General features: G+C 71.8%; 25 protein-coding genes. 14 read left to right on the top strand and 11 right to left on the bottom strand.

Annotation, left to right across the window (positions count from 1 at the left end):
- Nucleotides 1–7: 7 nt before the first annotated feature.
- Nucleotides 8–1,030, bottom strand: coding sequence for an alpha/beta hydrolase (locus ACIQR3_RS02310; protein ID WP_403532974.1), 1,023 nt, complete (start codon nucleotides 1,028–1,030; stop codon nucleotides 8–10).
- Nucleotides 1,031–1,083: 53 nt separating this feature from the next.
- The gene (locus ACIQR3_RS02305; protein ID WP_403532971.1) at nucleotides 1,084–1,716 is read right to left on the bottom strand and encodes a TetR/AcrR family transcriptional regulator; all 633 of its coding nucleotides are present in this window, start codon (nucleotides 1,714–1,716) and stop codon (nucleotides 1,084–1,086) included.
- 114 nt (nucleotides 1,717–1,830) lie between these two features.
- Here ACIQR3_RS02305 and ACIQR3_RS02300 point away from each other — a divergent pair, with 114 nt between their 5' ends.
- Nucleotides 1,831–2,991 carry an FAD-dependent oxidoreductase gene (locus tag ACIQR3_RS02300; protein WP_403532967.1) on the top strand — a complete coding sequence of 387 codons (1,161 nt, stop codon included), beginning with the start codon at nucleotides 1,831–1,833 and terminating at the stop codon, nucleotides 2,989–2,991.
- Nucleotides 2,992–3,000: 9 nt separating this feature from the next.
- Here the strand turns inward: ACIQR3_RS02300 and ACIQR3_RS02295 are convergent, their stop codons facing one another.
- A complete protein-coding gene (locus ACIQR3_RS02295) occupies nucleotides 3,001–3,948 on the bottom strand; it encodes a LysR family transcriptional regulator (protein WP_403532965.1) in 948 nt (315 codons plus the stop codon).
- Between the two features lie 148 nt (nucleotides 3,949–4,096).
- Here ACIQR3_RS02295 and ACIQR3_RS02290 point away from each other — a divergent pair, with 148 nt between their 5' ends.
- The 3 genes from ACIQR3_RS02290 (at nucleotide 4,097) to ACIQR3_RS02280 (ending at nucleotide 6,639) form a co-directional block, all read left to right on the top strand.
- Nucleotides 4,097–4,462, top strand: a complete 366-nt coding sequence (locus ACIQR3_RS02290; protein ID WP_403532962.1) for a darcynin family protein — start codon at nucleotides 4,097–4,099, stop codon at nucleotides 4,460–4,462.
- A gap of 93 nt (nucleotides 4,463–4,555) precedes the next feature.
- A complete protein-coding gene (locus tag ACIQR3_RS02285; RefSeq protein ID WP_403532960.1) occupies nucleotides 4,556–5,176 on the top strand; it encodes a GNAT family N-acetyltransferase in 621 nt (206 codons plus the stop codon).
- A 212-nt stretch (nucleotides 5,177–5,388) separates the two neighbouring features.
- Nucleotides 5,389–6,639: a M20 family metallopeptidase gene (locus ACIQR3_RS02280; RefSeq protein WP_403533957.1), complete on the top strand. Its 1,251-nt coding sequence runs from the start codon at nucleotides 5,389–5,391 to the stop codon at nucleotides 6,637–6,639.
- 125 nt (nucleotides 6,640–6,764) lie between these two features.
- Here ACIQR3_RS02280 and ACIQR3_RS02275 read toward each other — a convergent pair whose 3' ends face one another.
- The 4 genes from ACIQR3_RS02275 to ACIQR3_RS02260 form a co-directional block, all read right to left on the bottom strand.
- Nucleotides 6,765–7,571, bottom strand: a complete 807-nt coding sequence (locus ACIQR3_RS02275) for a hypothetical protein (RefSeq protein ID WP_403532957.1) — start codon at nucleotides 7,569–7,571, stop codon at nucleotides 6,765–6,767.
- A 7-nt stretch (nucleotides 7,572–7,578) separates the two neighbouring features.
- The gene (locus tag ACIQR3_RS02270; RefSeq protein ID WP_403532954.1) at nucleotides 7,579–8,508 is read right to left on the bottom strand and encodes a radical SAM protein; all 930 of its coding nucleotides are present in this window, start codon (nucleotides 8,506–8,508) and stop codon (nucleotides 7,579–7,581) included.
- 340 nt (nucleotides 8,509–8,848) lie between these two features.
- Nucleotides 8,849–9,343, bottom strand: coding sequence for a hypothetical protein (locus ACIQR3_RS02265; RefSeq protein ID WP_403532951.1), 495 nt, complete (start codon nucleotides 9,341–9,343; stop codon nucleotides 8,849–8,851).
- Nucleotides 9,344–9,436: 93 nt separating this feature from the next.
- A complete protein-coding gene (locus tag ACIQR3_RS02260; protein WP_403532948.1) occupies nucleotides 9,437–10,639 on the bottom strand; it encodes a helix-turn-helix domain-containing protein in 1,203 nt (400 codons plus the stop codon).
- 244 nt (nucleotides 10,640–10,883) lie between these two features.
- Between ACIQR3_RS02260 and ACIQR3_RS02255 the strand changes: the two genes are divergently transcribed.
- From ACIQR3_RS02255 to ACIQR3_RS02225, 7 genes are all read left to right on the top strand, one after another.
- Nucleotides 10,884–11,939 carry a BMP family protein gene (locus tag ACIQR3_RS02255; protein ID WP_403533955.1) on the top strand — a complete coding sequence of 352 codons (1,056 nt, stop codon included), beginning with the start codon at nucleotides 10,884–10,886 and terminating at the stop codon, nucleotides 11,937–11,939.
- 201 nt (nucleotides 11,940–12,140) lie between these two features.
- Complete coding sequence (locus tag ACIQR3_RS02250) at nucleotides 12,141–13,190, top strand: BMP family protein (protein ID WP_403532946.1); 1,050 nt, start codon at nucleotides 12,141–12,143, stop codon at nucleotides 13,188–13,190.
- 173 nt (nucleotides 13,191–13,363) lie between these two features.
- On the top strand, nucleotides 13,364–14,980 hold the full coding sequence (locus ACIQR3_RS02245) for an ABC transporter ATP-binding protein (protein ID WP_403533952.1): 1,617 nt from the start codon (nucleotides 13,364–13,366) through the stop codon (nucleotides 14,978–14,980).
- Nucleotides 14,980–16,101: an ABC transporter permease gene (locus tag ACIQR3_RS02240; RefSeq protein WP_403532943.1), complete on the top strand. Its 1,122-nt coding sequence runs from the start codon at nucleotides 14,980–14,982 to the stop codon at nucleotides 16,099–16,101. The genes ACIQR3_RS02245 and ACIQR3_RS02240 overlap by 1 nt, the downstream gene beginning before the upstream one ends.
- Nucleotides 16,098–17,363: an ABC transporter permease gene (locus ACIQR3_RS02235; RefSeq protein WP_403532941.1), complete on the top strand. Its 1,266-nt coding sequence runs from the start codon at nucleotides 16,098–16,100 to the stop codon at nucleotides 17,361–17,363. Before ACIQR3_RS02240 ends, ACIQR3_RS02235 begins: the two co-directional genes overlap by 4 nt.
- The gene (locus ACIQR3_RS02230) at nucleotides 17,360–17,752 is read left to right on the top strand and encodes a cytidine deaminase (RefSeq protein ID WP_403532938.1); all 393 of its coding nucleotides are present in this window, start codon (nucleotides 17,360–17,362) and stop codon (nucleotides 17,750–17,752) included. The genes ACIQR3_RS02235 and ACIQR3_RS02230 overlap by 4 nt, the downstream gene beginning before the upstream one ends.
- Before the next feature lie 16 nt (nucleotides 17,753–17,768).
- Nucleotides 17,769–19,052, top strand: coding sequence for a thymidine phosphorylase (locus ACIQR3_RS02225; protein ID WP_403532936.1), 1,284 nt, complete (start codon nucleotides 17,769–17,771; stop codon nucleotides 19,050–19,052).
- 132 nt (nucleotides 19,053–19,184) lie between these two features.
- On the opposite strand, the gene ACIQR3_RS02220 is transcribed toward ACIQR3_RS02225, so the two are convergent.
- Nucleotides 19,185–20,105 (bottom strand): AEC family transporter, encoded by a 921-nt coding sequence (locus tag ACIQR3_RS02220; RefSeq protein ID WP_403532934.1) that lies wholly within the window; start codon nucleotides 20,103–20,105, stop codon nucleotides 19,185–19,187.
- Between the two features lie 213 nt (nucleotides 20,106–20,318).
- Here ACIQR3_RS02220 and ACIQR3_RS02215 point away from each other — a divergent pair, with 213 nt between their 5' ends.
- Complete coding sequence (locus tag ACIQR3_RS02215; RefSeq protein WP_403532931.1) at nucleotides 20,319–20,633, top strand: hypothetical protein; 315 nt, start codon at nucleotides 20,319–20,321, stop codon at nucleotides 20,631–20,633.
- 63 nt (nucleotides 20,634–20,696) lie between these two features.
- Nucleotides 20,697–21,050 carry an STAS domain-containing protein gene (locus tag ACIQR3_RS02210; protein WP_403532929.1) on the top strand — a complete coding sequence of 118 codons (354 nt, stop codon included), beginning with the start codon at nucleotides 20,697–20,699 and terminating at the stop codon, nucleotides 21,048–21,050.
- Here the strand turns inward: ACIQR3_RS02210 and ACIQR3_RS02205 are convergent.
- Both ACIQR3_RS02205 and ACIQR3_RS02200 read right to left on the bottom strand, forming a co-directional pair.
- Nucleotides 20,943–21,947 carry a sigma-70 family RNA polymerase sigma factor gene (locus ACIQR3_RS02205; protein ID WP_403532926.1) on the bottom strand — a complete coding sequence of 335 codons (1,005 nt, stop codon included), beginning with the start codon at nucleotides 21,945–21,947 and terminating at the stop codon, nucleotides 20,943–20,945. The two genes, ACIQR3_RS02210 and ACIQR3_RS02205, sit on opposite strands and share 108 nt — an antisense overlap.
- Before the next feature lie 123 nt (nucleotides 21,948–22,070).
- The gene (locus ACIQR3_RS02200) at nucleotides 22,071–23,348 is read right to left on the bottom strand and encodes an MFS transporter (RefSeq protein ID WP_403532923.1); all 1,278 of its coding nucleotides are present in this window, start codon (nucleotides 23,346–23,348) and stop codon (nucleotides 22,071–22,073) included.
- A 63-nt stretch (nucleotides 23,349–23,411) separates the two neighbouring features.
- Between ACIQR3_RS02200 and ACIQR3_RS02195 the strand changes: the two genes are divergently transcribed.
- The gene (locus tag ACIQR3_RS02195) at nucleotides 23,412–24,362 is read left to right on the top strand and encodes a LysR substrate-binding domain-containing protein (RefSeq protein ID WP_403532920.1); all 951 of its coding nucleotides are present in this window, start codon (nucleotides 23,412–23,414) and stop codon (nucleotides 24,360–24,362) included.
- A gap of 142 nt (nucleotides 24,363–24,504) precedes the next feature.
- Here ACIQR3_RS02195 and ACIQR3_RS02190 read toward each other — a convergent pair whose 3' ends face one another.
- Entirely contained in the window at nucleotides 24,505–25,263 is a 759-nt protein-coding gene (locus ACIQR3_RS02190) for an alpha/beta hydrolase family protein (protein WP_403532917.1), read from the bottom strand.
- Nucleotides 25,264–25,286: the final 23 nt, after the last annotated feature.

Below are 25,286 nucleotides of genomic sequence, written 5' to 3'. Positions count from 1 at the left end.
CGCGCGGCTACCGGCGGGGCCGGTCGTGCAGGGCGGCCAGCAGCATCGGCAGCGCGTGCCGCAGTTCGCGGTACCCGTAGGTGCCGGTGTGGGTGCCGCGGTACAGGTGCGTGGTGACCGGTGCCCCCAGCGACTCGAGCCGGTCGCCCAGCATCCGGGTCTCCTCCGCGCAGACGGCTTCGGTGACGGAGACGACGCCGGGGTCCGCCAGCGCGACCCACTTCTCGGTGCCCGGGATGTGCGGCTCGGGGTCCTCGCCGTCGAGAGGACCCGGCGTTCCGTCACCGCAGGCGAGGTAGACGGGCGTGTCGCGCAGACCGGCGGCGTGGCGGAACGGGTCCCAGTCCAGCCACACCTTCCACTGCTCCCACGGATCCCCGAAGACCGCACGGCCGTCCACTCCCACGAACTCCGCGCCGGACAGCCACATCTCGGGGTGCCGGACCGGGTGCACCGGCGCCCCGAACGCGGCGACCGCGCGGAACAGACCGGGAACCCGGGCGGCCATCCCCAGGGCACCGAAGCCCCCCTGGGACTCGCCGGCCGCCGCCCGGCGCGTCCCGGCCCCGTAGTCCCGCTCGACCAGGGGCACGACCTCGCGCAGGAAGTACGTCCGCACCCGGGGCGGGCCGTCCTTCCCGTGGTTCCACCAGTCGGTCCAGAACCCGAACAGCGGCATGCCGGGCATGACGACCAGCACGTCGCGCAGCTCGGCCAGCTCCTGCACGCGGAACAGCGTGGTCCACGCGGTGTGGTCCCCGTCGCCGCCCGCCAGCAGGTACAGGGTGGGCCAGCGGTCACCGGGCCGGCGCCGGTCCCATCCCCGGGGGGTGAGCAGGGCGACGCGGCCGGGACCGCCCAGGGCCGGGGAGTCCACGGTCAGCTCGACGAGCCGCTCGTCGACCCGTCGCTCCGCGAGGACCCGGCCCGCGGCCCCGGCGGAGGCCGCCCCCCACAGTGACGTCCCGCCGGCGGTCAGCAGAGCGGCGCCGGTGAGCACCGTACGGCGGTGTGCGAATGAATCCGGCATGCCCGTTCTCATCGGCCGGGGGACAGCGTGCCTTGAGGGTGAACCCGTGGCCGTCAGGGGGCCGGCGGCCGCCAGCCGTCGGTCAGGATGCCGAAGATCTCCTCGATCGCGGCCCGGTGGTCGGGCCGGCCCTGGGCGAGGGCGGGGGCGTCCAGGACGAACCGGGCGAGCGCGCTGCAGGCCAGGTTGTCGTGCGCCACGCCGAACTCGTCGGCGATGGCCGCGGCCAGGGCGGCGGTGTGCCGGACCCACATCCGTTCCGCGTACGCGCGCAGCGCCGGGGTGGAGTCCACCAGCCGGTTGAACTCCACCCGCTGCGGATGCTCCGCGATCGGCAGCCAGGTGGCCAGCACGTGCTCCCGCAGGGCGTCGGGGACGGTGGTGCCCGCGGCGCGGTCGCGCACGGCCGAGACGAGGGCGGCCTCGGTGCTCTCCTCCTGGTCGAAGACGAGCGCCTCCTTGCCGCTGAAGTGCTTGAACACGGTGGTGACGGAGACGTCGGCCGCCTCGGCGACATCGCGGACGCTCACGTCGTCGTACCCGCGCTCCAGGAAGAGACGGAGCGCGGCGTCGGCGATCGCCTGCCGGGTCGCCGCCTTCTTGCGCTCGCGGCGTCCGGGGGCGGCGGTGGCGGCGGTGGGGGCGGTGGGGGCGGCGGGGGCGGCGGGGGCGGTGGGCTCGGGCATGGGGCCATCCTAGCCGGTCATGGCATCCGTAGCTTTATTGAGTCTGTCACTAAGTTGTCAGATTACACTTTTGCTCGTACGGTGATCCCGCCCGCTTCCACCGGAAGGACACTCATGGCTTCTCCGCACCCCTCCCGCGCCCGGATCAGCGTCGTCGGCGCCGGTCCCGGCGGCCTGACCTGCGCCCGCATCCTGCAGCGGCACGGCCTCCAGGTCACCGTCCACGACCGTGAGCCCGGCCCCGGCTCCCGCGACCAGGGCGGCTCCCTGGACCTGCACGCCGACAACGGCCAACTCGCCCTGCGCGCCGCCGGTCTGCTGGACGCCTTCTTCGAACTGGCCCGCCCCGAAGGGCAGGAGATGCGGCAGCTGGACCTCACCGGTGCGATCACGGACCACCGGGTCCCGGCGCCCGACGAGATGTTCAAACCGGAGATCGACCGCGGACAGCTGCGCCGGCTGCTGCTCGACTCCCTCGCCCCCGGCACCGTGCGGTGGGGGCAGGCGCTGGAGGAGGTCGGCGGCCCCGCCGACGGGCCCCGGCGCCTGCGCTTCGCCGACGGCTCGACCGTCGAGACGGACCTGGTCATCGGCGCCGACGGCGCCTTCTCCCGGGTCCGCCCCGCCGTCTCCGACGCCGTCCCCGCGTACACCGGCGTGAGCTTCCTGGAGGCGTGGTTCGACGACGTCGACCGCCGGCACCCCGAGATCGCTGACCTGGTCGGCCGGGGCGGCGCCCACGCCCGGGACGGCGAACGCGCCCTGTTCGCCCAGCGCAACGGCGGCGGCCACGTCCGCGTCTACCTGATCCAGCGCGTCCCGGCCGACTGGATCCGCGCGAGCGGCCTGACGCCCGGGGACACCGACGGCATCCGCGCCCTGCTCCTGGAGCGCTACGCCCACTGGTCGCCCCGCCTGCTGAAGACGATCACCGACAACGACGGCCCGTACGTCGACCGCCCGATCCTCGCCCTGCCCGTGCCGCACACCTGGGAGCCCAGCCCCACGGTGACACTGCTCGGCGACGCGGCCCACCTCATGCCGCCGCTGGGCGTCGGCGTCAACCTCGCGATGCTCGACGCCGCCGAACTCGCCGCGGCCCTCGCGGAGTCCGGCACGGTCGAGGACGCCGTCCGCCGCTACGAGAAGACGATGCTGCCCCGGTCGACGGAGACGGCACGTCGACTGGAGGGGGCCGCCGAGCACTTGATCGACGTCGACGACGACGGCGACGGCGACGGGCGCGAGGGCCCTGGAGCCCCCGGGGGCGTGTGACCGGCCGCGTCAACCGGCCCCAGGGGCGCGGAGGGTGCGGCGGACGGCGTCCCGGAGCCACCGGTGGGCTCCGTCGGCCGCGTGACGGGGGTGCCAGGCCATACCGATGGTCAGCGGCGGCAGCGGCAGGGGGATGTCGAGGAGGCACAGGCCGAGGGCGGTGGCGGTACGGGTCAGCGGCGATGCGGGGGCGCCGGGGAGGGCGGCGGGGACGAGACAGACCACGTCGCTGCCGGCCGCGAGAGCCATCGCCGCCAGGTGACCGGGGAGCACGGTGGTGACGCGCCGGTGGAGGTTCCGCTCGGCCAGGGCGGTGTCGAGCGGGCCGGTGAACCTGCCTCGCCGGCTGACCACGACGTGTTCGGCGGCGGCGAGTCGCGCCGGGGTCAGGGCCTGCTCGGTGAGCGGGTGGCCCGGGCGGACGGCCGCCACCATCCGGAGCGTGGCCAGTTCCTCGACCTGGGTCTCCGGGTCCACGTGGTCGATGGACCCGACCTCCAGATCGATCCGGCCGTCGCGCAGGGCCGGACCGGCCTCCAGTTCCTCGGCCCGGAGCCGGAACGAGACGCCCGGCGCCTCCTGCCGGGCCAGCCCCAGCAGTCCGGGCGCCAGCGCCGCACCGACCAGGTCGGCGGCCTGGAGGGTGAAGGTGCTGCGCAGGGTGGCGGGGTCGGCGCCCTCGACGGGGCTGAGCAGCGAACCGAGGCGCCGCACCACCTCCGCTGCTTCGTCGCGCAGCGCCAGGGCGCGGGGGGTGGGGACCATGGTCTGCCCGGCCCGTACGAGGAGCGGGTCCTGAAGGGTACGGCGGAGCCGGCCGAGTGTGCGGCTCATGGCGGCGGGGGACGTGCGCAGACGGGCGGCGGCGCGGGTGACGCTCTGCTCGGTCAGCAGGGCGTCCAGCGCCACGGCGAGGTTGGCGTCGAGAGCCGAATACGGGCTGTTCACCAGTGTCATTCCAGTTCAGGCAACACCTGCTTGCTGAAGTTCCCATTGTGGCATCACCGCGGTGTTCCCAGGATGGGTTCTGGACGAGGGCTTCGGCGCCGCACACGGCGCCGTGACGCCGTGGCGTCCTGTCACCCACCGACTGGGAGCACCCACCATGACTGCTGAGAAGACCGACCCGCCGATCACCGCGTTCATACTCGTCAAGACCACGCCCGAGTGGCTCGCGCTGACCGTTCCCGAGCGGATCCACGCCTTCGCCACCGAGGTCGTCCCCACGATCGAAGCCAGGACCACCGGGGTCCGGTCGCGCTTCTACGACACCGAGTTCTACTCCGCGCGCGTCACCGACGTCTGGGTCTGGGAAGCGGACGATCACCAGGCCTACCAGCTCCTCATCGATGCCCTGCGCGAAACCCCGTTCTGGGACCGCTACTTCGAGATCGTGGACCTCCTCGTCGGCACCGAGAACGGCTACGCCCGCAACTACCAGGTCGACCCCGTCGCCACCGTCAGCACCTGAGGGCGAGTGCCCGACTCCGCCGCCGGGCAGCCCTGTCTGCCTCGCGGCCGGGGTCGGGGCCTCGGCTCACCGTCCAAGATCACGGGATGGAGAATGAGCCGTATGCCGACCACGCACATACCGAAGACGGCGACGGCCGACGACGCCCCGCTGATCAGCCGCACGCTGGCCCGCGCCTTCGACGACGACCCGATGATGCGCCGGTTCTTCCCCGACGACGCCTCGCGCGTGGAGCGGCTGGGCCGTTACTTCACGACCATTTTCACCCGGCAGTACGTCCGCCACGGCGTGTGCGAGTACACGGAGGCGGCGGCCGCCTTCTGGGTACCGCCGCAGGCGCAGGACAAGGCCGTCCCCGACGCGGAGGCCGTCCGGCAGCTCCAGGAGGTCCTCGGCGACCGGGCCCCGTACTTCCGGGACACCATCGAGACGGCCGCCCGGCACACTCCCCGGGAACCGCACTGGTACCTGGCGGTGATCGGAGCCGACCCGGCCGCCCAGGGGCAGGGGCACGGCGCCGCCCTGCTGCGCTCGGGGCTGGCCGAGGCCGACGCGGCCGGGCTGCCCGCCTACCTGGAGTCCTCCAAGCCGTCCAACCTCCCCTTCTACGAGCACTTCGGCTTCACCGTGCGGGAGGAGCTGTGGCTGCCGGGGGACGGGCCGGTGCTGTGGGGGATGTGGCGCGAGCCGCGCGGCCCGCACGCCGACGCGTAGGAGGCGTGAGGCGTGGTAGCCGTGAGGGACGGGGTGGGAACGGACCGGACCGGTGCGCCGCGGCCCGGTCGGTAATCGACGGATTTTACCCACCCCCGCCGGTGCATATGCGTCCGGCGGCCGGATTTTCTTCCCCTGAGGGGCTGAAGTTTTGTTGATCGTGGGTCGGTCGGCCGTCCGGGCGTCCTACCCTTCAAAGGGTGAAGCAACTGATGTCACTGGAGTCCGAAGCCGACGTTCCCGGGGAAGCCACGCTGCCCGGCACCCTGCCGGAGGCGCTGCGGGCGGAACTCATCGCCTTCCGCCGCGACCTGCACATGCACCCCGAGCTGGGCAACCAGGAGTTCCGCACCACCGCCGCGATCAAGGAACGGCTGGAGCGGGCCGGACTGACGCCGAGAGTCCTCCCCGGAGGCACCGGAGTCATCTGTGACATCGGCACGACCCCCGGGCGCCCGTCCGCCGCCCCCGCCGGAGCCGCAGGCCCCGGCGTGCTCGCCCTGCGCGCCGACATCGACGCCCTGCCCATCCCGGACGTCAAGAGCGGATGCCCGTACCGCTCGACCGTGCCGGACCGCGCCCACGCCTGCGGCCACGACGTGCACACCACCGTCGTCCTCGGCACCGGCCTGGTCCTGGCCGCCCTGCGCGAGCGCGCCCCGCTGCCCCGCCCGGTGCGCCTGATCTTCCAGCCCGCCGAGGAGGTGCTGCCCGGCGGCGCCGAGGACGTGATCGGGGCCGGGGCGCTCGACGGCGTGCACCGCATCCTCGCCGTGCACTGCGACCCCCGGGTGGACGCCGGCCGGATCGGACTGCGCGAGGGCCCCATCACCTCCGCCTGCGACCGGCTGGAGATCGCCCTGGACGGCCCCGGCGGCCACACCGCCCGCCCCCACCTCACCACCGACCTGGTCACCGCCGCCGCCCGGGTCGCCGTCGACGCCCCCGCCCTCCTGGCCCGGCGGGTCGACAGCCGCGGCGGCCTCTCCCTGACCTGGGGCCGCATCGAGTCCGGCCACGCCGCCAACGTCATCCCGCAGCACGCGGAGCTGTCCGGGACCGTGCGCTGCCTCGACCTCGACGCCTGGCGGCAGGCCCCCGACCTGGTGGTCGCGGCCATCGACGAGATCGCCAACCTGCACCGCGCCAAGTCCGAGATCACCTACGTACGGGGCGTCCCGCCCGTCGTCAACGAGGTGACCAGCGTCGAACTCCTCCAGACCGCGATGGTCGCCCGGCGCGGCACGGACTCCGTGGAGTCCACCGAGCAGAGCCTGGGCGGCGAGGACTTCTCCTGGTACCTGGAGCGGGTCCCCGGCGCCATGGCCCGCCTCGGCGTCCGCCCGCCCGGCGAGCGCGCGGTGCGCGACCTGCACCAGGGCGACTTCGACGTGGACGAGCACGCCATCACGGTGGGGGTGGAGCTGTTCACGGCGGCGGCCCTCATCGACACGGGTGTCTGAACACGGGGTGCCAGGCCGCCTGGCACCCCGCCCACGCCGGGCGGCCTGTGCCGCACGCCAGGCCGGATCCTCGACGGACACGTCGGGTGGGGAGGTGTTCATGGAGTGCCTCCGGGCACGAGTGGTCATCGTTCCTCGGGCAGCCTTCTGTGCCCGGCCCACGCCCGGCACGCCTCGGCCATGGCCTTGAGCCAGTCCTCATCGGGCTTGCGTTCGGCAGCGGCCCGGTACATCCGCAGGTTGGCGGCGACGAAGGCGTTGATCGCCTCCGGGGCCGCCTCGCGCCACGCGGACAACTCGGATGCCCACGCTTCCGCGCCGTCCGGGGTGTGCCCGGCCGCGATGAGCTGGAGAACCAGGAGCGCGGGGTCGATGAACCCCGCCCCCCTGGTCGGCCACGCCCAGTCCACGGCCCACACCCGCCGCTTCACCACGAGGCAGTTGCTCGGGTTGATATCGGTGTGAAGGAGCGAGTGGCCCTTGAACAGTTCGGCCTCCGAGCTGTTCAAGGCGAACCGGTCCCAGCGTGTCTCGGTCCAGGTTCGCGCGATCTCCGGAAGGGACAACCGGCCGATCTCCCCGAGGACCCCGACCACCAGAGGAAGATCCGGCGAGCCGGGCGCGAAGTCGGACGACCGGCCGTCGATCACTTCGAAGCCCAGTACCAACCAGTCTGCGGATTCCACGTCCCACAACAGAGGTGGCGAGATGTGCCCGAGATGCCCGTTGATCTGCTTTTCCCTGATGAGGGACTTCCGTCGGCCGCCCGGCCGGTTACGCATTGCCTTGACGAAGAACCGTCCCTCGCCGCAGTCGACCAAGGCCGTCAGATCCGAGCTGAAGCCGCGCGCGGTGCGCCTGACCTGCACCACCGGACCCGTGTGCTTCTTGATCAAGGGGAGGACCGCGTCTTCGGGAAGGTCGTCGTCCATAGCGCGTTCAGTTCCTCGGGGTGCACTCGCTTCCGGGTGTCCCCGGGGAGCACTCGTCATCGGTGTCGGGGGTGCAGGGGCGGCTGTCGTCACTGTCGGGGCCGCAAGGACTGCCGGGGCCGCAACTGAAAGTGCCGTCGAGACCGCGCCCCGCTCGAATGGCCGCATTGGCTTGTGCGATCTCAGGGCCGTCGAGGATAGCGCTCAGCGAGGCTTCCTGGACGTTGCCCACGCTCAACCACGTGGAGAACACGCATGGGGACACGGCGCCGTCCGGTCCGATGGACGCTCGCCCGTCCCCACACCGTCCGCAGAGGCCGTCCGTACACGGTTCCCGTCCGTTCGCCGCACGGCCGAAGGGCCGGACATGGTCGACGCGAACGGCGCGGACGCCCAGGGCCTGGAGCTCCCGCCTCGCTTCGTCGCCGGTGCTGGAGGGATCGGAGGGGGCGGAGACGATCACGGACACGCGGATCGGGATCTTGTCCGCCACCGCTTTTACGATGTTCGCTCGGGTGCGAGCATGGCTGCCGCGTCCGGTGACGGCGTTGTGCGCGCCCTCCGAGCCGTAGTACGAGGTGGCGAGGCTGACGTGCTTCCGCCGAAGCAGGCTCCACCACGCGTCGTTCAGATGGACCAGGTTGCTGTACACCTCGACCGCCAAGCCGAGCGTCAACGCGTACTCGACGAGGGCCGGCGCGTCGGGGTGCAGGGTGACTTCTCCCCCGGTGAACTGCACTCGGGAGACGCCTGCCGCGGTGGCCTCGTCGAGGACACGTGTCCAGTCCTGGGCGGTCATCGAGCCGTGTGAGCCGGCCGCGCCGGAGCCGTTGTGACAGTGGCCGCAGGCGAGCTGGCACTTCCGGGTGAGGTCCAGCCACACGAAGCCGGACGCGCCCGGCTTCTTGATGGCAGGTGCCGCTGTGCTCGTGGTCATGTGCTTCCCTCTCGTCCGTTGTCGTTCGTACGGTGGTGTGGTGCAGGCCCGGAAAGGGGCGCGTGCGCGGGCACGGTGAGAGCTGCGGACCCCCACACCCTCCGGTCCCGGTCGTGGGACTGGACACGCACCATGTGGTCGAGCTCCGCGACGCACGGAGCGCACGCGTACACGTCACCCGTAGCGCCCGGTGTGGACACGGAGCCGACCCACAGCACGCGCACCCCCTCGCGTCGGCAGTACAGCCAACAGGTGCCGGTCACCCAGGGGTTGCCGTCGTCCGGCTGTGCGGCGAGCGGCCACGCGTCGCGCCACGGGCGCGTGACGGCGGGGGCGAAGATCACGCCGAGTGCCCGTCCGCCCGCGTGAGCCGGCCGCGTGCCGAGTCCTTGACGTGCAGGAAGCCGCCGGCCTTCTCGATCTCGCGCGCCACCTCGTCGTACTCCTGCGGAACGGAGGAGATCATCGAGCGGCACGCCGTGAGCACCGCCCCGGCCGCTCCGGCCCTGACGCGTTCGACGGCTCGCCACAGCCCGTCACGCCCGCGCGGCGGCAGCAGGCCCGCGCGTTCCTCGATGACGTCCGTGATCTCCCACCCGAACGTTTCGGCGTACTCCGTACACTCCTGGCCAGGTCCCGCGATGTCCGTACGGGGAGCACCGCACAGGTAGATCACGCAACGGAACCGCTCGACCTTCGCCGCCTCGGCCAGTACGTCGGCCTCACCCGGCGAGATCCCCGCCGCCGCGTCCGCCAGTGCCTGGCGTCGTCTCAGGTCGCCCTCGGTGCGGCGGCGTGCCGGTTCCTGCGTCTGTGCGCTCTTGTAGCTGACCATGCGTCAACTGTGCTCGACCGATCACGCATGGTGAAGTGACGAGGCGTGCGACAGGAAAAGTTGCCCGGCGCCGACTCGTACGCTCCGTAGGACTCACGCGATCAAGGGCACGCCGATCACTTCGCCGATCCTGCGCACGCGAGCCGTCGACACCTTCGCGAGCCGCTTGCCGATGACACCGGGCAGCGCCTGGTGCCTGACCCACTCGGGGGCGTCGAGTCCCACCTCGATCAGGGTGTCTCCCGCCTGGTCGTAGAGGCCGGCCGCGCACTGGGCCAGGGCGACGTCGAGCTTGTAGCGGTTGCGGGCGAGCTTGGGCATGGACTGCGGCAGCTCGGTGTGCGCAGCCAGTCGCAAGGCCCTCCCGTGGTTCCCGAGCGCAACGGCGATTCCCACGGCTTCCGTGTTCGCGGCGGTGGGACCGAAGTGCGTGCCGTACAGGCGCTCGTCGCTGCCGAGACGAGCTGCCGCCGCATGCGCCTGCGACAGGTAGTCGTCCGCGGAGGCGGCGTTTCCCCCGCGCGATGCGGCCACGGCGGCGGAGATCATCAGTCGCCCGTACGCGAGCAACTGAGGCCGGGAAGCCCGGCTGAACGTCGGCTCGATCCGCAGGGCCGCCTGCTCGGCGACGGCAATCGCCCTGGGAAGTCTCGCGCTTCGCAAGTAGATCCACGACAGCGTGGACTCCAGGAGTGCGGCGAGTACGTCGTCTCCGGAGTTCTCCGCTAGGTGGCGTGCCGATGTGAGTGCGCTCAGAGCGAGGTCCCGCTGGCCCAGCAAGATCGCGGCCGAGGAGGCGAACTGGTACGTGCTCGCGAGGACGGAGCCCAGCCGCTCGCGCTCGTACCCACTGGCCTGCCCGTACCGGATACGTCCTTCGATCAGGACCTTGGCGACGAGTTCGCCGAACTCCTCGTAGTCGCCTCGCCAATAACTGGCGCACACGCGGGCATGAGCGACCGACAACTCACGCAAACTGCTCGGCTCTTCGATACCTTCCCAGACGCCGAGGGCGCTGTCGTGGACGGCGTCGGAAAGCCTGCGCACAGCAGCCCGAGTACCGCTGCCCATCCCCCGCCGCGGCGCCTGCTGCCCAAGGATCACCGCCACGTCGGTGTTCAGCGCGTGGGCGAGCTTGAGCAGGGAGCCGACGGACAGCTCCCCCCGGTCCTGCTCGGCCTTCTGCACCAGGGCCAAGGACAGCCCCGACGCCTCCGCCAGCCCCTGCTGGGTCAGGTCGGAGCCCCGTAGGTGCTTGATGCGCTTACCGGTCGTCAGGTCTGCCCAGTTGCTCACGGTCACCCCAGTGGGTCGGTATCGCTCCGGCTTGCCGTACCTCGATGGTAGGGCCGGCGCCCACCCCTTTCCGCCCCCTTCGAACCCCTGGTTCACAGCCCCGTAACCCCCTCCGGCACGAATGGATAACGGCCCCGAGGAACCCCGTTCCCAGGAGTTTCTACGCGCGTTAATGTGCGCCGAACCGGGCGCCCGCCGCGGGGACTTGAGGGATGGGGAACTTCAGATGCGTCGGACAACGAGTCTGCGTCGGATACCGCGACTGACCAGCGCCGTGGTCGGGGTCGCGTCGCTCGCGCTCGCCGCCACCGCCTGTGGAGGCACCAGCACCGAGGACGGCGGTGACGGCGGCGGCTCCAAGGAAGACATGGGCATGGCCATCGCCTACGACATCGGCGGTAAGGGCGACCAGTCCTTCAACGACGCCGCCTACGCGGGCCTGGAGCAGGCGAAGAAGGAGTACGGCTACAAGACCGCCGACATCGAGCCCACCGACGGCGAGACCGACGCCGACAAGGAGCAGCGGCTCGCCTCGCTGGCCAAGCAGGGCTACAACCCGGTCGTCGGCGTCGGCTTCGCCTACGGCCCGGCGATGGAGAAGGTTGCCGCCGACTACCCGGACACCACCTTCGGCATCGTCGACTCCGTGGTCGAGGGCGACAACGTCGCCTCCCTGGTCTTCGCCGAGAACGAGGCGTCCTACCTCGCCGGTGTCGCCGCCGCCAAGGCGACCAAGACCAAGACGGTCGGGTTCGTGGGCGGGGTCGACGTACCGCTGATCCACAAGTTCCAGGCCGGGTACGAGCAGGGCGTCGCCGACACCGACCCTAAGGTGAAGGTGGTCTCGCAGTACCTGACGCAGACCGCGGAGGAGGGCGGCTTCTCCAGCCCCGACAAGGGCAAGGCCGCCGCCGAAGGGCAGATCGAGAAGAAGGCGGACGTCGTCTACCAGGCGGCGGGGCTGTCCGGGCAGGGGGTCATCGAGGCCGCCGCCGCCAACAAGGTGTGGGCGATCGGGGTCGACTCCGACCAGTACGAGCAGGAGGCCCTCGCCCAGTACAAGGACTCCATCCTGACCTCCGCGCTCAAGGACATCGACGGGGCCGTGTTCGCGCTGGCCCGGTCGGTGGAGGACGGCAAGCCGCTCACCGGCACCAAGACCTTCGACCTGAAGTCCGACGGTGTGGGCCTGTCCGAGAGCAACCCGGAGTACGCCGAGGTCGCCGGGTTGAAGGACGCCGTCGCCAAGGCGAAGGACGGCATCGTCAGCGGCTCGATCAAGGTGCGGACCGAGCCGTAGGACGCCCCGCCCGGCCGTCCCCGCGAGGCGGCCGGGCGTCACGGAACGCCACCTCGCGTTTGCGCCCGGCGAGAGTTGGGCACGGGCCGATAACAAGGTGGACAGAAGGGGTTTTCAGGCTGGTCTACGCGCGTTAATCTGCGGCGAACCCAGCGCCGCAGCCGAACCCCGTCCGGCGCTTGTACGACAGGAGCACCACACATGCGCCGGATTTCCCGGATCACGGTCGCAGGCGCAGCGACCGCCTCCCTGGCCCTCGCGCTCGCCGCCTGCGGTGGTACCTCGACCTCTTCCTCCTCCTCGGAGTCGAAGGGCGACAAGGGTCTCGCGATCGCGTACGACGTGGGCGGCAAGGGCGACCAGTCGTTCAACGACGCCGCCTACGCGGGCCTGGAGCAGGCGAAGAAGGAGTACAAGTACGAGACGGCGGACATCGAGCCGACCGACGGTGAGACCGACGCCGACAAGCAGCAGCGCCTGGAGTCCCTCGCCAAGCAGGGCTACAACCCGATCGTGGGCGTCGGCTACGCGTACGCCGCCGCCGTCAAGGGCGCGGCCGAGAAGTTCCCGGACGTCACCTTCGGCATCGTCGACGACTCCACCATCGAGGCCGAGAACGTCGCCGACCTCGTCTTCTCCGAGGAGCAGGGCTCCTACCTGGCCGGTGTCGCCGCCGCCAAGTCCACGAAGAGCAACGTGGTCGGGTTCATCGGCGGTGTGGACAACCCGCTGATCCACAAGTTCCAGGCCGGCTTCGAGCAGGGCGTCAAGGACACCAACCCCAAGGCCAAGGTCCTCTCCCAGTACCTGACGCAGACCGCGGAGGAGGGCGGCTTCTCCAGCCCCGACAAGGGCAAGACCGCCGCCGAGGGCCAGATCGAGAACAAGGCCGACGTGGTGTACGCCGCGGCCGGTCTGTCCGGGCAGGGCGTGATCGAGGCCGCCGCCGCCAACAAGGTGTGGGCGATCGGCGTCGACTCCGACCAGTACCAGCAGGAAGCCCTCGCCAAGTACAAGGACTCGATCCTCACCTCGGCGATGAAGGACGTCGCCAAGGCGGTCTACAACCTGGCGAAGTCGGTCGAGGACGGAAAGCCGGAGACCGGTATCGTTCGGGGCGATCTGAAGACCGGTGAAGTGAGCCTGTCGGACTCCAACCCGAAGTTCGCGGACGACACCGAGCTCCAGGAAGCCATCAGCACGGCCAAGGACAAGATCATCAGCGGCGACATCAAGGTCAAGAGCAGCTGACACCGGCAGCACCCGCACCGTGCCGCCACCGCGGTCGCGCGGCCGCTCGGCGGGGTGCGGGGAGGCGTTCTCGGACGTCCGCCCCGTACCCCGCCGAGGCAGGTGTGCCACCGCTTTCGACGCCGTAGGGGCGCTACACGCGTAGACGGCCCCCGTCCCCAGGAGAGTGCGCCATCAACGCGTCCAGCAGCCCTCCGGCCTCGGCAGCGGCGGGCAGCGGTCAGGCGACCGCCGTCCAGCTCGCCGGGATCACCAAGCGTTTCCCCGGAGTCGTGGCCAACCACGACATCCACCTCACCGTCCGCAAGGGCACCGTCCACGCCCTCGTCGGCGAGAACGGCGCCGGCAAGTCGACGCTGATGAAGATCCTCTACGGCATGCAGAAGCCGGACGAGGGGACGATCACGGTCGACGGCGAGCAGGTCTCCTTCTCGTCCCCGGCCGACGCGATCGTGCGCGGCATCGGCATGGTCCACCAGCACTTCATGCTCGCCGACAACCTCACGGTCCTGGAGAACGTGGTCCTCGGCAGCGAGAAGCTCTACGGCATCGGCGCCAAGGCCCGCCGCAAGATCCAGGAGATCTCCGAGCGCTACGGCCTCGACGTCCGCCCCGACCTCCTGGTCGAGGAACTGGGCGTCGCCGCCCGCCAGCGCGTGGAGATCCTCAAGGTCCTCTACCGGGGCGCCCGCACCCTCATCCTCGACGAGCCGACCGCCGTGCTCGTGCCGCAGGAGGTCGACGCGCTCTTCGACAACCTGCGCGAGCTGAAGTCCGAGGGCCTGTCGGTCATCTTCATCTCCCACAAGCTGGGCGAGGTGCTCTCCGTCGCCGACGAGATCACCGTCATCCGGCGCGGCACGACGGTCGGCACGGCCGTCCCGTCCGAGACGACCCCGCGCCAGCTCGCCGAGATGATGGTCGGCAGCGAACTGCCCACCCCGGAGACGGCCGAGTCCACGGTCACCGACCGCCCCGTGCTCACCGTCGACAAGCTGCGCCTCGCGGCCCCCGGCGGCAAGGCCCTCCTCGACGACGTCACCTTCACCATCCACGCCGGTGAGGTGCTCGGCATCGCCGGCGTCGAGGGCAACGGCCAGACGGAGCTGGTCGACGCGCTGATCGGCCTGCGCGCCCCCGACTCCGGGTCGATACGCCTCGCCGACGACGAGATCACCGCCTGGACCACCCGCAAGCGCCGCGAGCAGGGCGTCGGCTACATCCCCGAGGACCGGCACCGCCACGGCCTGCTCCTGGAGGCCCCCCTCTGGGAGAACCGCATCCTCGGCCACGTCACCGAGAAGCCCAACGCCAAGGGCGTCTGGCTGGACATCAAGGCCGCCCAGGACGACACCCGCCGCATCGTCGAGACGTACGACGTCCGCACCCCCGGCATCGACGTCACCGCGGCCTCCCTCTCCGGCGGCAACCAGCAGAAGCTGATCGTCGGCCGCGAGATGAGCCACGCGCCGCGCTTCCTGATCGCCGCCCACCCCACCCGGGGCGTGGACGTCGGCGCCCAGGCCGCGATCTGGGACCACATCCGCGAGGCCCGCCGCGAGGGCCTGGCCGTGCTGCTGATCTCCGCCGACCTGGACGAGCTGATCGGCCTGTCCGACACCCTCCGGGTCATCTACGACGGCAAGCTCGTCGCCGACGCCGACCCGGCGACCATCACGCCCGAGGAACTCGGCTCGGCGATGACCGGCGCGGTCACCGGCCACCTGGAGCACGAGGAACGCGACGAGCCCGGGACTTCCGAAGCCTCCGGGAAGGACGAGGCCCGCTGATGAAGAAGTTCGACAAGGAGCGCGTGCTCCTCGCGGTGGCCGGACCGGTCATCGCGCTCGCCGTGGCCTTCGTGCTGAGCGCGATCGTGCTGATCGCCTCCGGCAAGAACCCGGTGGAACCCTTCGCCCTGATGTTCGAGCAGGCCGGGTTCTCCGACATCCAGGTCCTGATCATCAACCAGGCGTCGATGTACTACATCGCCGCCCTGGCGGTCGCCATCGGCTTCCGGATGAACCTGTTCAACATCGGCGTCGACGGCCAGTACCAGCTGGCCGCGATGATGGCGGCGGTGGTCGGCGCGCACGTCGCCCTGCCCGGCGTCCTCCAGATCCCGCTGCTCCTGCTCACCGCCGTCCTCACCGGCGCCTTCTGGTCCGGCATCGCCGGCGTCCTGAAGGTCACCCGGGGCGTCAGCGAGGTCGTCGCGACGATCATGCTGAACTCCATCGCCACCGCCGTCATCGGCTATCTGTGGCTGCCCGACGTCTTCGGCGTCAAGGTCGGCAACAACAACACCACCGGTGAGATGCACGACTCCGGCTGGGTCCCCGGCATCGACCTGGGCGCGGCGGGCGAGATCTACGGCCTGGTCGTCCTCGCCGTCCTCCTCGGCATCGGCTACTGGGTCGTCCTCAACCGCACCCGCTTCGGCTTCGACCTGCGCGCCTCGGGCGCCTCGGAGACGGCCGCGTCGGCCAGCGGCGTGGACCCCAAGCGCATGGTCCTGACCGCCATGCTCATCTCGGGCGGACTGGCCGGGCTCGCGGGCCTGCCCATCCTCCTCGGCGACACCCACACCTACAGCCTCAACTTCCCCACCGGCATCGGCTTCCTCGGCATCGGCATCGCCCTGCTCGGCCGCAACAGCCCCGTCGGCATCGCCTTCGCCGCCCTGCTGTGGGCCTGGCTCGACAAGGCCAGCCCCGAGCTGGACTTCCACGGCTACGACAAGGAGATCGCGGTCATCATGCAGGGCCTGATCGTCCTCTCCGTGGTCGTCTCCTACGAGGCCGTACGCGAGTGGGGCCTGCGCCGCCAGCAGCGCCGGGTCGGCGCGGAACTGGCCGCCGGGCACGTCCTGGGCGCCGACAACACCGAGAAGGAGGTGGCGGCGCGATGACCACCGTGACCGACCTCAACCAGCCGACGCCGAAGTCCACGGCCCCCACCGGCCGCCGCATGTCCCTGCCCGTCCTGCTCCTGGTCATCGCGGGCGCCCTGGCCCTGACCTCCCTCGTCCGGATCGTCACCGGCGCGGACGGCATCACCAACGTCAGCCAGATGTCCACCGCCCTCCAGCTCGCCGTGCCGATCGGCCTCGCGGGACTCGGCGGTCTGTGGGCGGAGCGCGCGGGCGTCGTCAACATCGGCCTCGAAGGCATGATGATCCTGGGCACCTGGTTCGGCGCCTGGGCCGGGTTCCAGTGGGGCCCGTGGACCGGCGTCCTCGTCGGCATCGTCGGCGGCGCGCTCGGCGGTCTGCTGCACGCCATCGTGACGATCACCTTCAACGTCAACCACATCGTCTCCGGTGTGGCCCTGAACATCCTCGCCCTCGGCGCCACCCGCTACCTGGCCCCCCTCGCCTTCGAGGGCCACCAGGGCGGCTCCGCCAAGCAGTCCCCGCCGGTCGACTCGCTGGGCCACTTCACCATCCCCGGCCTGTCCGACGGACTGAAGTCGCTCAACGACCAGGGCTGGTTCTTCGTCTCGGACATCGCGGGCCTGCTCGGCGGCCTGGTCACGGACGTCTCCTGGCTGACGCTCGTCGCGGTCGCGCTGATCCCCGCCACCTGGTGGATCCTGTGGCGCACGCCGTTCGGTCTGCGCCTGCGCTCCTGCGGCGAGAACCCGGTCGCCGCCGAGTCCCTCGGCGTCAACGTCTACAAGTACAAGTACCTCGCCGTGATCATCTCCGGCGGTCTGGCCGGTCTCGGCGGCGTTTTCCTCTCCATCGTCGCCAACCCCTTCTACCTGGAGGGCCAGACCAGCGGCCGCGGCTACATCGGCCTCGCCGCGATGATCTTCGGCAACTGGATGCCGGGCGGCCTCGCCATCGGCGCCGGCCTCTTCGGCTACACCGACAGCCTCAACCTGCGCGGCGGCTCGGCCAACGTGCACGCCCTGCTGCTGCTGGGCGCCCTGTTGCTCCTGGTCGGCGCCATCTGGCTGGCGGTCCGCAAGAAGTACGTCAAGGCCGCGATCACCGTGGTCGTCGGCGCGCTGGTCTTCGCCTGGTACGCGGGCACCGACGAGGTCCCCAACCAGGTCGTCTCCGCCACGCCGTACGTCATCACCCTCGTCGTCCTCGCCCTGTCCGCGCAGCGCCTGCGGATGCCGAAGGCGGACGGCATGCCGTACCGGAAGGGGCAGGGCAAGTGACCGGCGTCGACTGGGAGTCGCTGCGCCAGGCGGCCCGGGACGCCATGTCCCGGGCGTACGCCCCCTACTCCGGGTATCCCGTCGGCGCGGCGGCCCTGGTCGACGACGGCCGCACCGTCACCGGCTGCAACGTGGAGAACGCCAGCTACGGGCTGGGCCTGTGCGCCGAGTGCGGGCTAGTTTCCCAGCTCCAGGTGACCGGCGGCGGCCGGCTGACCCACTTCACCTGCGTCGACGGCCACGGCGAGGTCCTCGTCCCGTGCGGCCGCTGCCGCCAGCTGCTGTACGAGTTCGGCGGCCCCGGCCTGCTCCTGGAGACCCCGGCGGGCATCCTCCCGCTCGCGGAGATGCTCCCGCAGGCCTTCGGCCCCGACCACCTCACCAAGTAAGTAAGGAAGTCCCGCCATGGCCATGGACGTCATCTCCGTCATCCGCACCAAGCGCGACCGCGGGGAACTCAGCGACGAGCAGATCGACTGGGTCATCGACGCGTACACCCGCGGCGAGGTCGCCGACGAGCAGATGTCGGCGCTCGCCATGGCCATCCTCCTCAACGGCATGAACCGGGGCGAGATCGCCCGCTGGACGGCGGCGATGATCGCGTCGGGCGAGCGCATGGACTTCTCCTCCCTGTCCCGCCCCACCGCGGACAAGCACTCCACGGGCGGCGTCGGCGACAAGATCACCCTTCCGCTGGCCCCGCTGGTCGCGGCCTGCGGCGCGGCCGTCCCGCAGCTCAGCGGCCGGGGCCTCGGCCACACCGGCGGCACGCTGGACAAGCTGGAGTCGATCCCGGGCTGGCGGGCACTGCTCTCGAACGAGGAGATGCTGTCGGTCCTCGACGGCGTGGGCGCGGTGATCTGCGCGGCCGGCGACGGTCTGGCCCCGGCCGACAAGAAGCTGTACGCCCTGCGCGACGTGACCGGCACGGTGGAGGCGATCCCGCTGATCGCCTCCTCGATCATGTCGAAGAAGATCGCCGAGGGCACCGGCTCGCTCGTCCTCGACGTGAAGGCGGGCAGCGGTGCCTTCATGAAGACGGTCGAGGACGCCCGGGAACTGGCCCGGACGATGGTGGGCCTCGGCACCGACCACGGCGTGAAGACGGTCGCCCTGCTCACCGACATGTCCACCCCGCTCGGCCTGACCGCGGGCAACGCCCTGGAGGTCCGCGAGTCGGTCGAGGTCCTGGCGGGCGGCGGCCCGGCGGACGTCGTCGAACTGACCCTCGCCCTGGCCCGCGAGATGCTCGACGCGGCGGGCATCCGCGACGCCGACCCGGCGAAGGCGCTGGCCGACGGCTCCGCGATGGACGTCTGGCGCCGCATGATCAGCGCCCAGGGCGGCGACCCGGACGCGGCCCTGCCCACCTCGAAGGAACAGCACGTGGTGACGGCCGGTGCCTCCGGTGTCCTGACCCGCCTGGATGCCTACGACATCGGCGTCGCCGCCTGGCGCCTGGGTGCCGGACGCGCCCGCAAGGAGGACCCGGTGCAGGCGGCGGCGGGCGTGGAACTGCACGCCAAGCCGGGCGACGAGGTCCGCGCGGGCCAGCCCCTGCTGACCCTGCACACGGACACGCCGGAGCGGTTCGCGTACGCGCTGGAGGCGGTGGCGGGCTCCTACGACATCGCGGCCCCGGGAACCGCGTTCACCACCTCGCCGGTCGTCCTGGAGCGCATCGCCTGACCTGGTGACGTCCCGATCGGGTGACCGGGACCGGTGGAGCCGCGCCGGTCCCGTTCGGCATGCTGGCATGGCCCTGTGCGGGAAATCGAGGGTGACCGCATCACCGGTGACTTCCCCGTCGACTGACAGGCGTCACCCCAGCACCGTCGCGATCAGCACCAGCACCGGCACCGCCACCACCGTCGACACCAGCACCACGTCGCGGGCCAGCCGTTCGCCCACCCGGTAGGCCGAGGCGTACGTGTACATGTTCTGCGCGGTCGGCAGGGCGGAGGTCACCACGACGTCCAGCAGTTGGGCGCCCCGCAGTCCGAAGACGCCCGCCGCCAGGGCCCAGGCGACCGTCGGCTGGCCGGCCGCCTTCAGGGCCACCGCCAGCAGCACCGGGGCCCGGTCCGGGCCCCGGAAGGGCATCGCGCTGCCGCGCAGGGATATGCCGAACGCCATCAGGACCGCCGGGACGGACATGTTGCCGATCAGGGTCAGGGGGTCCATGACGGGCGCGGGGACGTGGAGGCCGAGCGCCGCCACCGCCACCCCGGTCAGCGACCCGACCGCGATGGGGTTGCGCAGGGGGGTGAGCAGCCGGGACCACGGTGAGCCGGACCGCTCCGTACCGGCCAGGTCCAGGATCGTCAGGCCGATCGGCGCGACCACGATCAGCTGGAACAGCAGCACCGGCGCGACGAGGGAGGCGTCGCCCAGGACGTACACGGCGATCGGGATGCCGAGGTTGCCCGAGTTGACGTATCCCGAGCACAGGGCGCCGATCGTGATCCGGCCGGTGCCCCAGCGGCGTACCGCGCCGACCGCGATGAAGACGCCGGCCACCGCGACCGTGCTGAGCGCCGTCACCAGCAGCCGGCTGGAGAAGACCACCGAGAGGTCGGCCTGCGCGCAGGTCGTGAACAGCAGCGCCGGTGAGGCCACGTGGAAGGCGAGCTTGGTCAGCACCTCGCGGCCCTGGTCGCCCAGGTACCCGCCCCGGCCCAGCAGATACCCGACCCCGATCACGACCGCGATCACCGCGAACCCGGTCAGCACCCCTTGCATGGCACCCCCTGAGCGGCGCGAACGGCAGCGGGCGACCTGCGGGGAGGGGATGCGTGCGGCATACAGCAAACCTTCCGCTGTAGAGCATGCGCAGGTCAATGTGACCCTGGCGGCACCCCTGCGGCCCATCCGGATTCCCCGCTTCCGGAACCCGTGCCGACGCCCCGGCGTCTGACTCCGCGACGGACGGCTGCCGATCACCCGGGAGAGCACATGGCGAAGAAGGACAAGGCGACGGCGGAGGAGAAGGACCGCGAGCGGTGGCTGGCGCGGTTCCAGGTGCGGCTGGCCATGCAGCCGGGCGTCGACCGGGCCGTCGTGCTCCAGGGGGTCAAGGAGGTCACGGCGCGCTGCGAGGAAACGGGGGAGCACCCGCGGACCGCTTTCGGCGACCCGGACGCCTGTGCCGTGCGGACCGCCGAGCGACTGGTTCCGGCGGACCGGGCGGAGCGGGCGCGGCAGCAAGAGAAGTGGCTGGACGTGCTCGACTCCGTGGGCAGGAAGGCCGAACACATCGCCGAGATGTGACCGGGGGCGACGCGGCCCCGCCGCCACCGATGAGTTCCGCGCCGCCTCCCGGTCTACCGGGACGTGGATGCCGTGACACCTGCCGTACTCGTGCTGCCGGGGCCCCTGTCCAGGGAGACCCTGCCCCGGCTCTGTGCCGAGGTGCGCGCGCTGCTGGACGCCACCGGGGCCGGGGTGGTCGTCTGTGACGCCGCCGGGGTGGGGCCGCCGGGGCTCGCCGCGGTCGACGTGCTGGCCCGGATGCAGCTGACCGCGCTGCGGTGCGGGGGCCGGATCCGGCTGCGGAATCCCGATCCGGCCCTGCGTGCCCTAATCGGCCTGGTCGGCCTCCGCTTCGAGGTGGAGGGGGAGACCGAACAGCGGGAACCACCGCTTGGTGTCGAGGAAGCAGTGGAACCCGGTGATGCGGCCGTCTGAGATCTCCAGCACCTGGACCGCCCAGGGCGAGAAGCCGCCTGCCTCCGGGTCCGGCTTGTAGTGCGCGAAGGCCGGCAGGCCGTTGGCCTGGACCGGCACCAGACGGGAGCCGGCGCAGGACGCGCCGATGGTGGTCATGAAGCCCGTGATGTCGGCCGGGCCGGCCAGCCACAGGTCGAACGGCGGCATCGTCATCACCGCGTCCTCGTGCAGCAGCGCGGTGAGCGCCGTCATGTCGTAGCCCTCGAAGGCGGCCACGTACCGCTCCAGGAGCTTCTGCTGCTCCTCGTCCAGCGGGTCCGAGACCGCGCCCGCCGCCTCCAGGTCCGACCGCTCCGCCAGCGTCGCGCGGGCCCGCTGGAGGGCGCTGTTCACCGACGCCACCGTGGTGCCGAGCAGCTCGGCCACCTCGCTCGCCCGCCAGGCCAGCACCTCGCGCAGGATGAGCACCGCCCGCTGCTTGGGCGGAAGCTGTTGCAAGGCGGCCATGAAGGCCAGCCGCACCGACTCCTTGGCCACCGCGGCCTCCGCCGGGTCGTCGGTCGTGGGCAGCATCCGGGCGTCCGGCATCGGCTCCAGCCAGGTGTTGTCCGGGCGGGGCGTCAGGGCCGCCTGGGCCAGCGGGGTCGCCTCGGTCAGGTCGACCGGGCGGGCCCGCTTGTTGCCCGCGGTCAGCATGTCCAGGCAGACGTTGGTCGCGATGCGGTAGAGCCAGGAGCGCAGACTGGACCGGCCCTCGAACTTGTCGTAGCTCCGCCAGGCGCGGACCAGGGTGTCCTGGACCGCGTCCTCCGCCTCGAAGGAGGAGCCGAGCATCCGGTAGCAGTACCCGGTCAGCTCGACCCGGTGTTTCTCCAGCGCGGATTCCAGCTCCGGCGTCACCGTGCCGTTGGTCATCGTCCACCCACCCCTGTGGCCGTCCTGCCGGGCGCGTCTTCGCGCCTCGCACTTCGGAAGCTACAGGAGTGGACCGACATTGGCCCGTGCAGCCAGGGAATCAGCAGGTCACAGCGGTCCTGATCAGGCCGCGGCGGGGAGCTTCGCGGTCTGTCCGCGGGCCGCCCGGGTGCCGAGCAGGGTGACCGTCACGACCCCCAGCACCGCCAGCAGCCCGACCCCGACCGTGCCGGCCCAGCCCCCGGAGTGGAAGGCCACCGCGCCCACCGTGGAGCCGGCGCTGGAGCCGATGTAGTACGCCGACTGGTACAGGGCCGACGCCTGCGCCCGGCCGTGCGTCGCCGTACGGCTGACCGCCGAGGACGCCACCGAGTGGCCCGCGAAGAAGCCCGCCGTGATCAGGACCAGGCCCAGCAGCACCAGGGGCAGGGAGTCCGCCAGCGACAGCAGCAGACCGGCCGCCGTCGTGCCGCCCGCCAGGTACAGGGCGCCGCGCCGGCCCAGCCGGCCCACCAGCCGGCCCGACGTGGACGCCGAGACGGTGCCGACCAGGTACACCAGGAAGATCGAGCCGACGATGCCCTGGGGGAGGGAGAACGGCGCCTCCGTCAGGCGGTAGCCGATCACCGTGTAGACGCCGCCGAAGACCGTCATGAACAGCGCGCCGATCGCGTACAGGCGGCGCAGCAGGGGGTCGGCGAGGTGATCGCGGAGGGTCCCGGCGAGGACCCTGGGGCGCAGGGAACCCGGGCGGAAGTGCTTCGGCCTCGGCAGCAGCATCCGGAACGCCACCGCGCAGACCACGGCGACGACGCCGACCACGCCGACGGCCACCCGCCAGCCCCACTCCTGCGCGACCCAGCCGGTGATCACCCGGCCGCTCATGCCGCCGACGCTGTTGCCCGCCACGAACAGGCCGATCGCCGTGACCAGCGCCTTCGGCGTGACCTCCTCGGCGAGATACGCCGTCGCGGAGGCCGGCAGTCCGGCCAGCGCCGCGCCCTGCACCGCGCGCAGCGCGACCAGCGCCGGCAGCGAGGGGGCGAAGGGGACCAGCAGCGCGACGGTCACCGCGACCGCGAGCGACGCCGTCATGACCGTACGCCGTCCGAACCGTTCCGACAGGGCGCTCATCGGGATGACGAACAGCGCCAGGCCGCCGGTCGCGGCGGCCACCGTCCAGCTCGCGTCGCCCGCCGTCACCCCCAGGTCACCGGAGATCAGCGGCAGCAGGGCCTGGGTGGAGTAGAGGAGCGCGAAGGTGGCCACGCCCGCGAGGAACAGGGCGAAACTCATCCGGCGGTAGCCGGGGCCGCCCGGGGCCACACGCGTGTCGGGGAGATCGGGGACGGAGGCAGCGGCGCCCACGGTGGTGGACGCCCCGGTATCGGCGGGAGTCATGTGATGACCGTACGAAGCCCCTTACTCATCCGTCCAATGCATGGAACGTCCATAATCGTTCCCATGGCGCATCAGCGAAGCTCACAGGGGCGGCTGTCACGGGACAGTGACACAGAAGACATCGTCGCGCTGCTCGCGCCGCGTCTCGCGCACTTCGCCGGCGTGGCCCGCACCGAGCACGTCACCCGCGCCGCCCAGGAGATGAACGTCCCGCAGTCGACGCTCTCCCGGGCGGTCGTCCGCCTCGAACAGGACCTCGGCGTCGACCTGTTCGCCCGCCATGGCCGTGCCCTCTCCCTCACCCCGGCCGGGCACACCTTCCTCGCCTCCGTCGAACGCGCCCTCGCCGAGATCGAGCGGGCCGCCGACGAGGTCCGCGCCGACGCCGACCGCACCACCGGCAAGGTCGCCTTCGGGTTCCTGCACACGATGGGCGCCGAGACCGTGCCCGGCCTGATCCACGCCTTCCGCGCCGACCACCCCAGGGTCCGCTTCAGCCTGGTCCAGAACTACGGCGAGGCCATGCTGGAGCGGCTGCGCGCCGGGGAACTGGACCTGTGCCTGACCTCCCCGGTGCCCGACGCCCCCGACCTCGTCGCGCGCCGCCTGGACGAGCAGCGACTGCGCCTGGTCGTCCCCGCCGACCACCGGCTCGCCGCCCGCCGCCGGGTGCGGCTCGCGGAGGCCGCCGACGAGCCCTTCGTGACCCTGGAGCCCGGCTACGGGCTGCGGCGCATCACGGACGCGGTCTGCGCGGAGGCCGGTTTCCGGCCCAAGGTGGCCTTCGAGGGGGAGGAGGCGGAGACCCTGCGGGGGCTGGTCGCGGCGGGCCTGGGCGTCGCCCTGCTGCCGCCGCCGGCCGTGCCCCGCCCGGGGGTGGTCGAGCTGACGGTCACCGCGCCCCGCGCGGCCCGGGAGATCGGCGTGGCGTGGCTGGCGGGGCGGGCGGACACACCGCCGGTGGCCGCGTTCAAGGAGTTCCTGCTGTCGAAGCGGGGCCGGCTGCTGCCCTGAAGGCCCTGCCCTGGATGCCTGCCCTGAAGGCCCCGCCCTGGAGGCCCTGCCCTGGAGGCCCTGCCCTGAAGGCCCTGCCCTTAAGGCCCTGCCCTGGATGCCTGCCCTGAAGGCCCCGCCCTGAAGACCCTGCCTGAAGGCGCTACCGCAGCGTCTTCCCGAACCCCACGGCCAGCGGCATCCGCAGCCCGAGCGGCGGCGGGGCCGCCAGCGCGTCCGCCACCGGCCGGGAGAACGGCCGGCCGAACAGCGCACCCAGGGTGAAGTCCTCGGTCAGCGCCGCCACTTCGTCGCGGTAGTGCCGCAACCCGTGTCCCTCGCTGTGCACTTCGAACCGGCACACGTCCCGGTTGGCCTTCTTCGCCCGCGCCGCCAGCCGGAACGACAGCTCCGGATCGCACCGCCCGTCGTCCGTGCCGTGCACGATCAGCACCCGCCGCCCGGTGAGCTGTTTCACCGGTTCGGGCGGCGCCGCGACATCCTCGTCCGGCAGCCAGGGGGCGATCGCCAGCACCGAGTTGACGGCCTCGTGGCCGCCCGCGCGCAGCGCCGCCCGCCCGCCCATGCCGACCCCGACCAGGCAGACGGGGACGTCGCCGTAGAGCCGTACCGCCTCGTCGGCGGCCCAGGCGGCGTCCCGGGCGAGGTGCGCCTCGCTGCCGTTCCAGCCCCGGTAGCGGTAGTGCACGACGTGGGCCGCCAGCCCCTCGTCGCGGCCGGCCCGGGTCAGCCGGCGCCCCAGCGCGCGGACGGAGGCGTTCGCCAGCAGGGGGGACGGTCTGCGGCTGGAGACCTCGTCGCCCGCCGGGAGCAGGACGACCACTCCGCTCACCGCCGCCGTCTGCGGACCCAGCGCCCGCCCCAGCCGGGCCTCGCGCACCGGCGTCGCTTGTTGTGCCATGACAAAACAGTGTCAGAAGAGCG

It is taken from the genome of Streptomyces sp. NPDC090994, from assembly GCF_044768905.1.
In the GTDB taxonomy this organism is placed as follows: domain Bacteria; phylum Actinomycetota; class Actinomycetes; order Streptomycetales; family Streptomycetaceae; genus Streptomyces.
The sequence above is the reverse complement of the archived record's forward strand: the minus strand, read 5'-3'. Positions and strand labels throughout refer to the sequence as shown.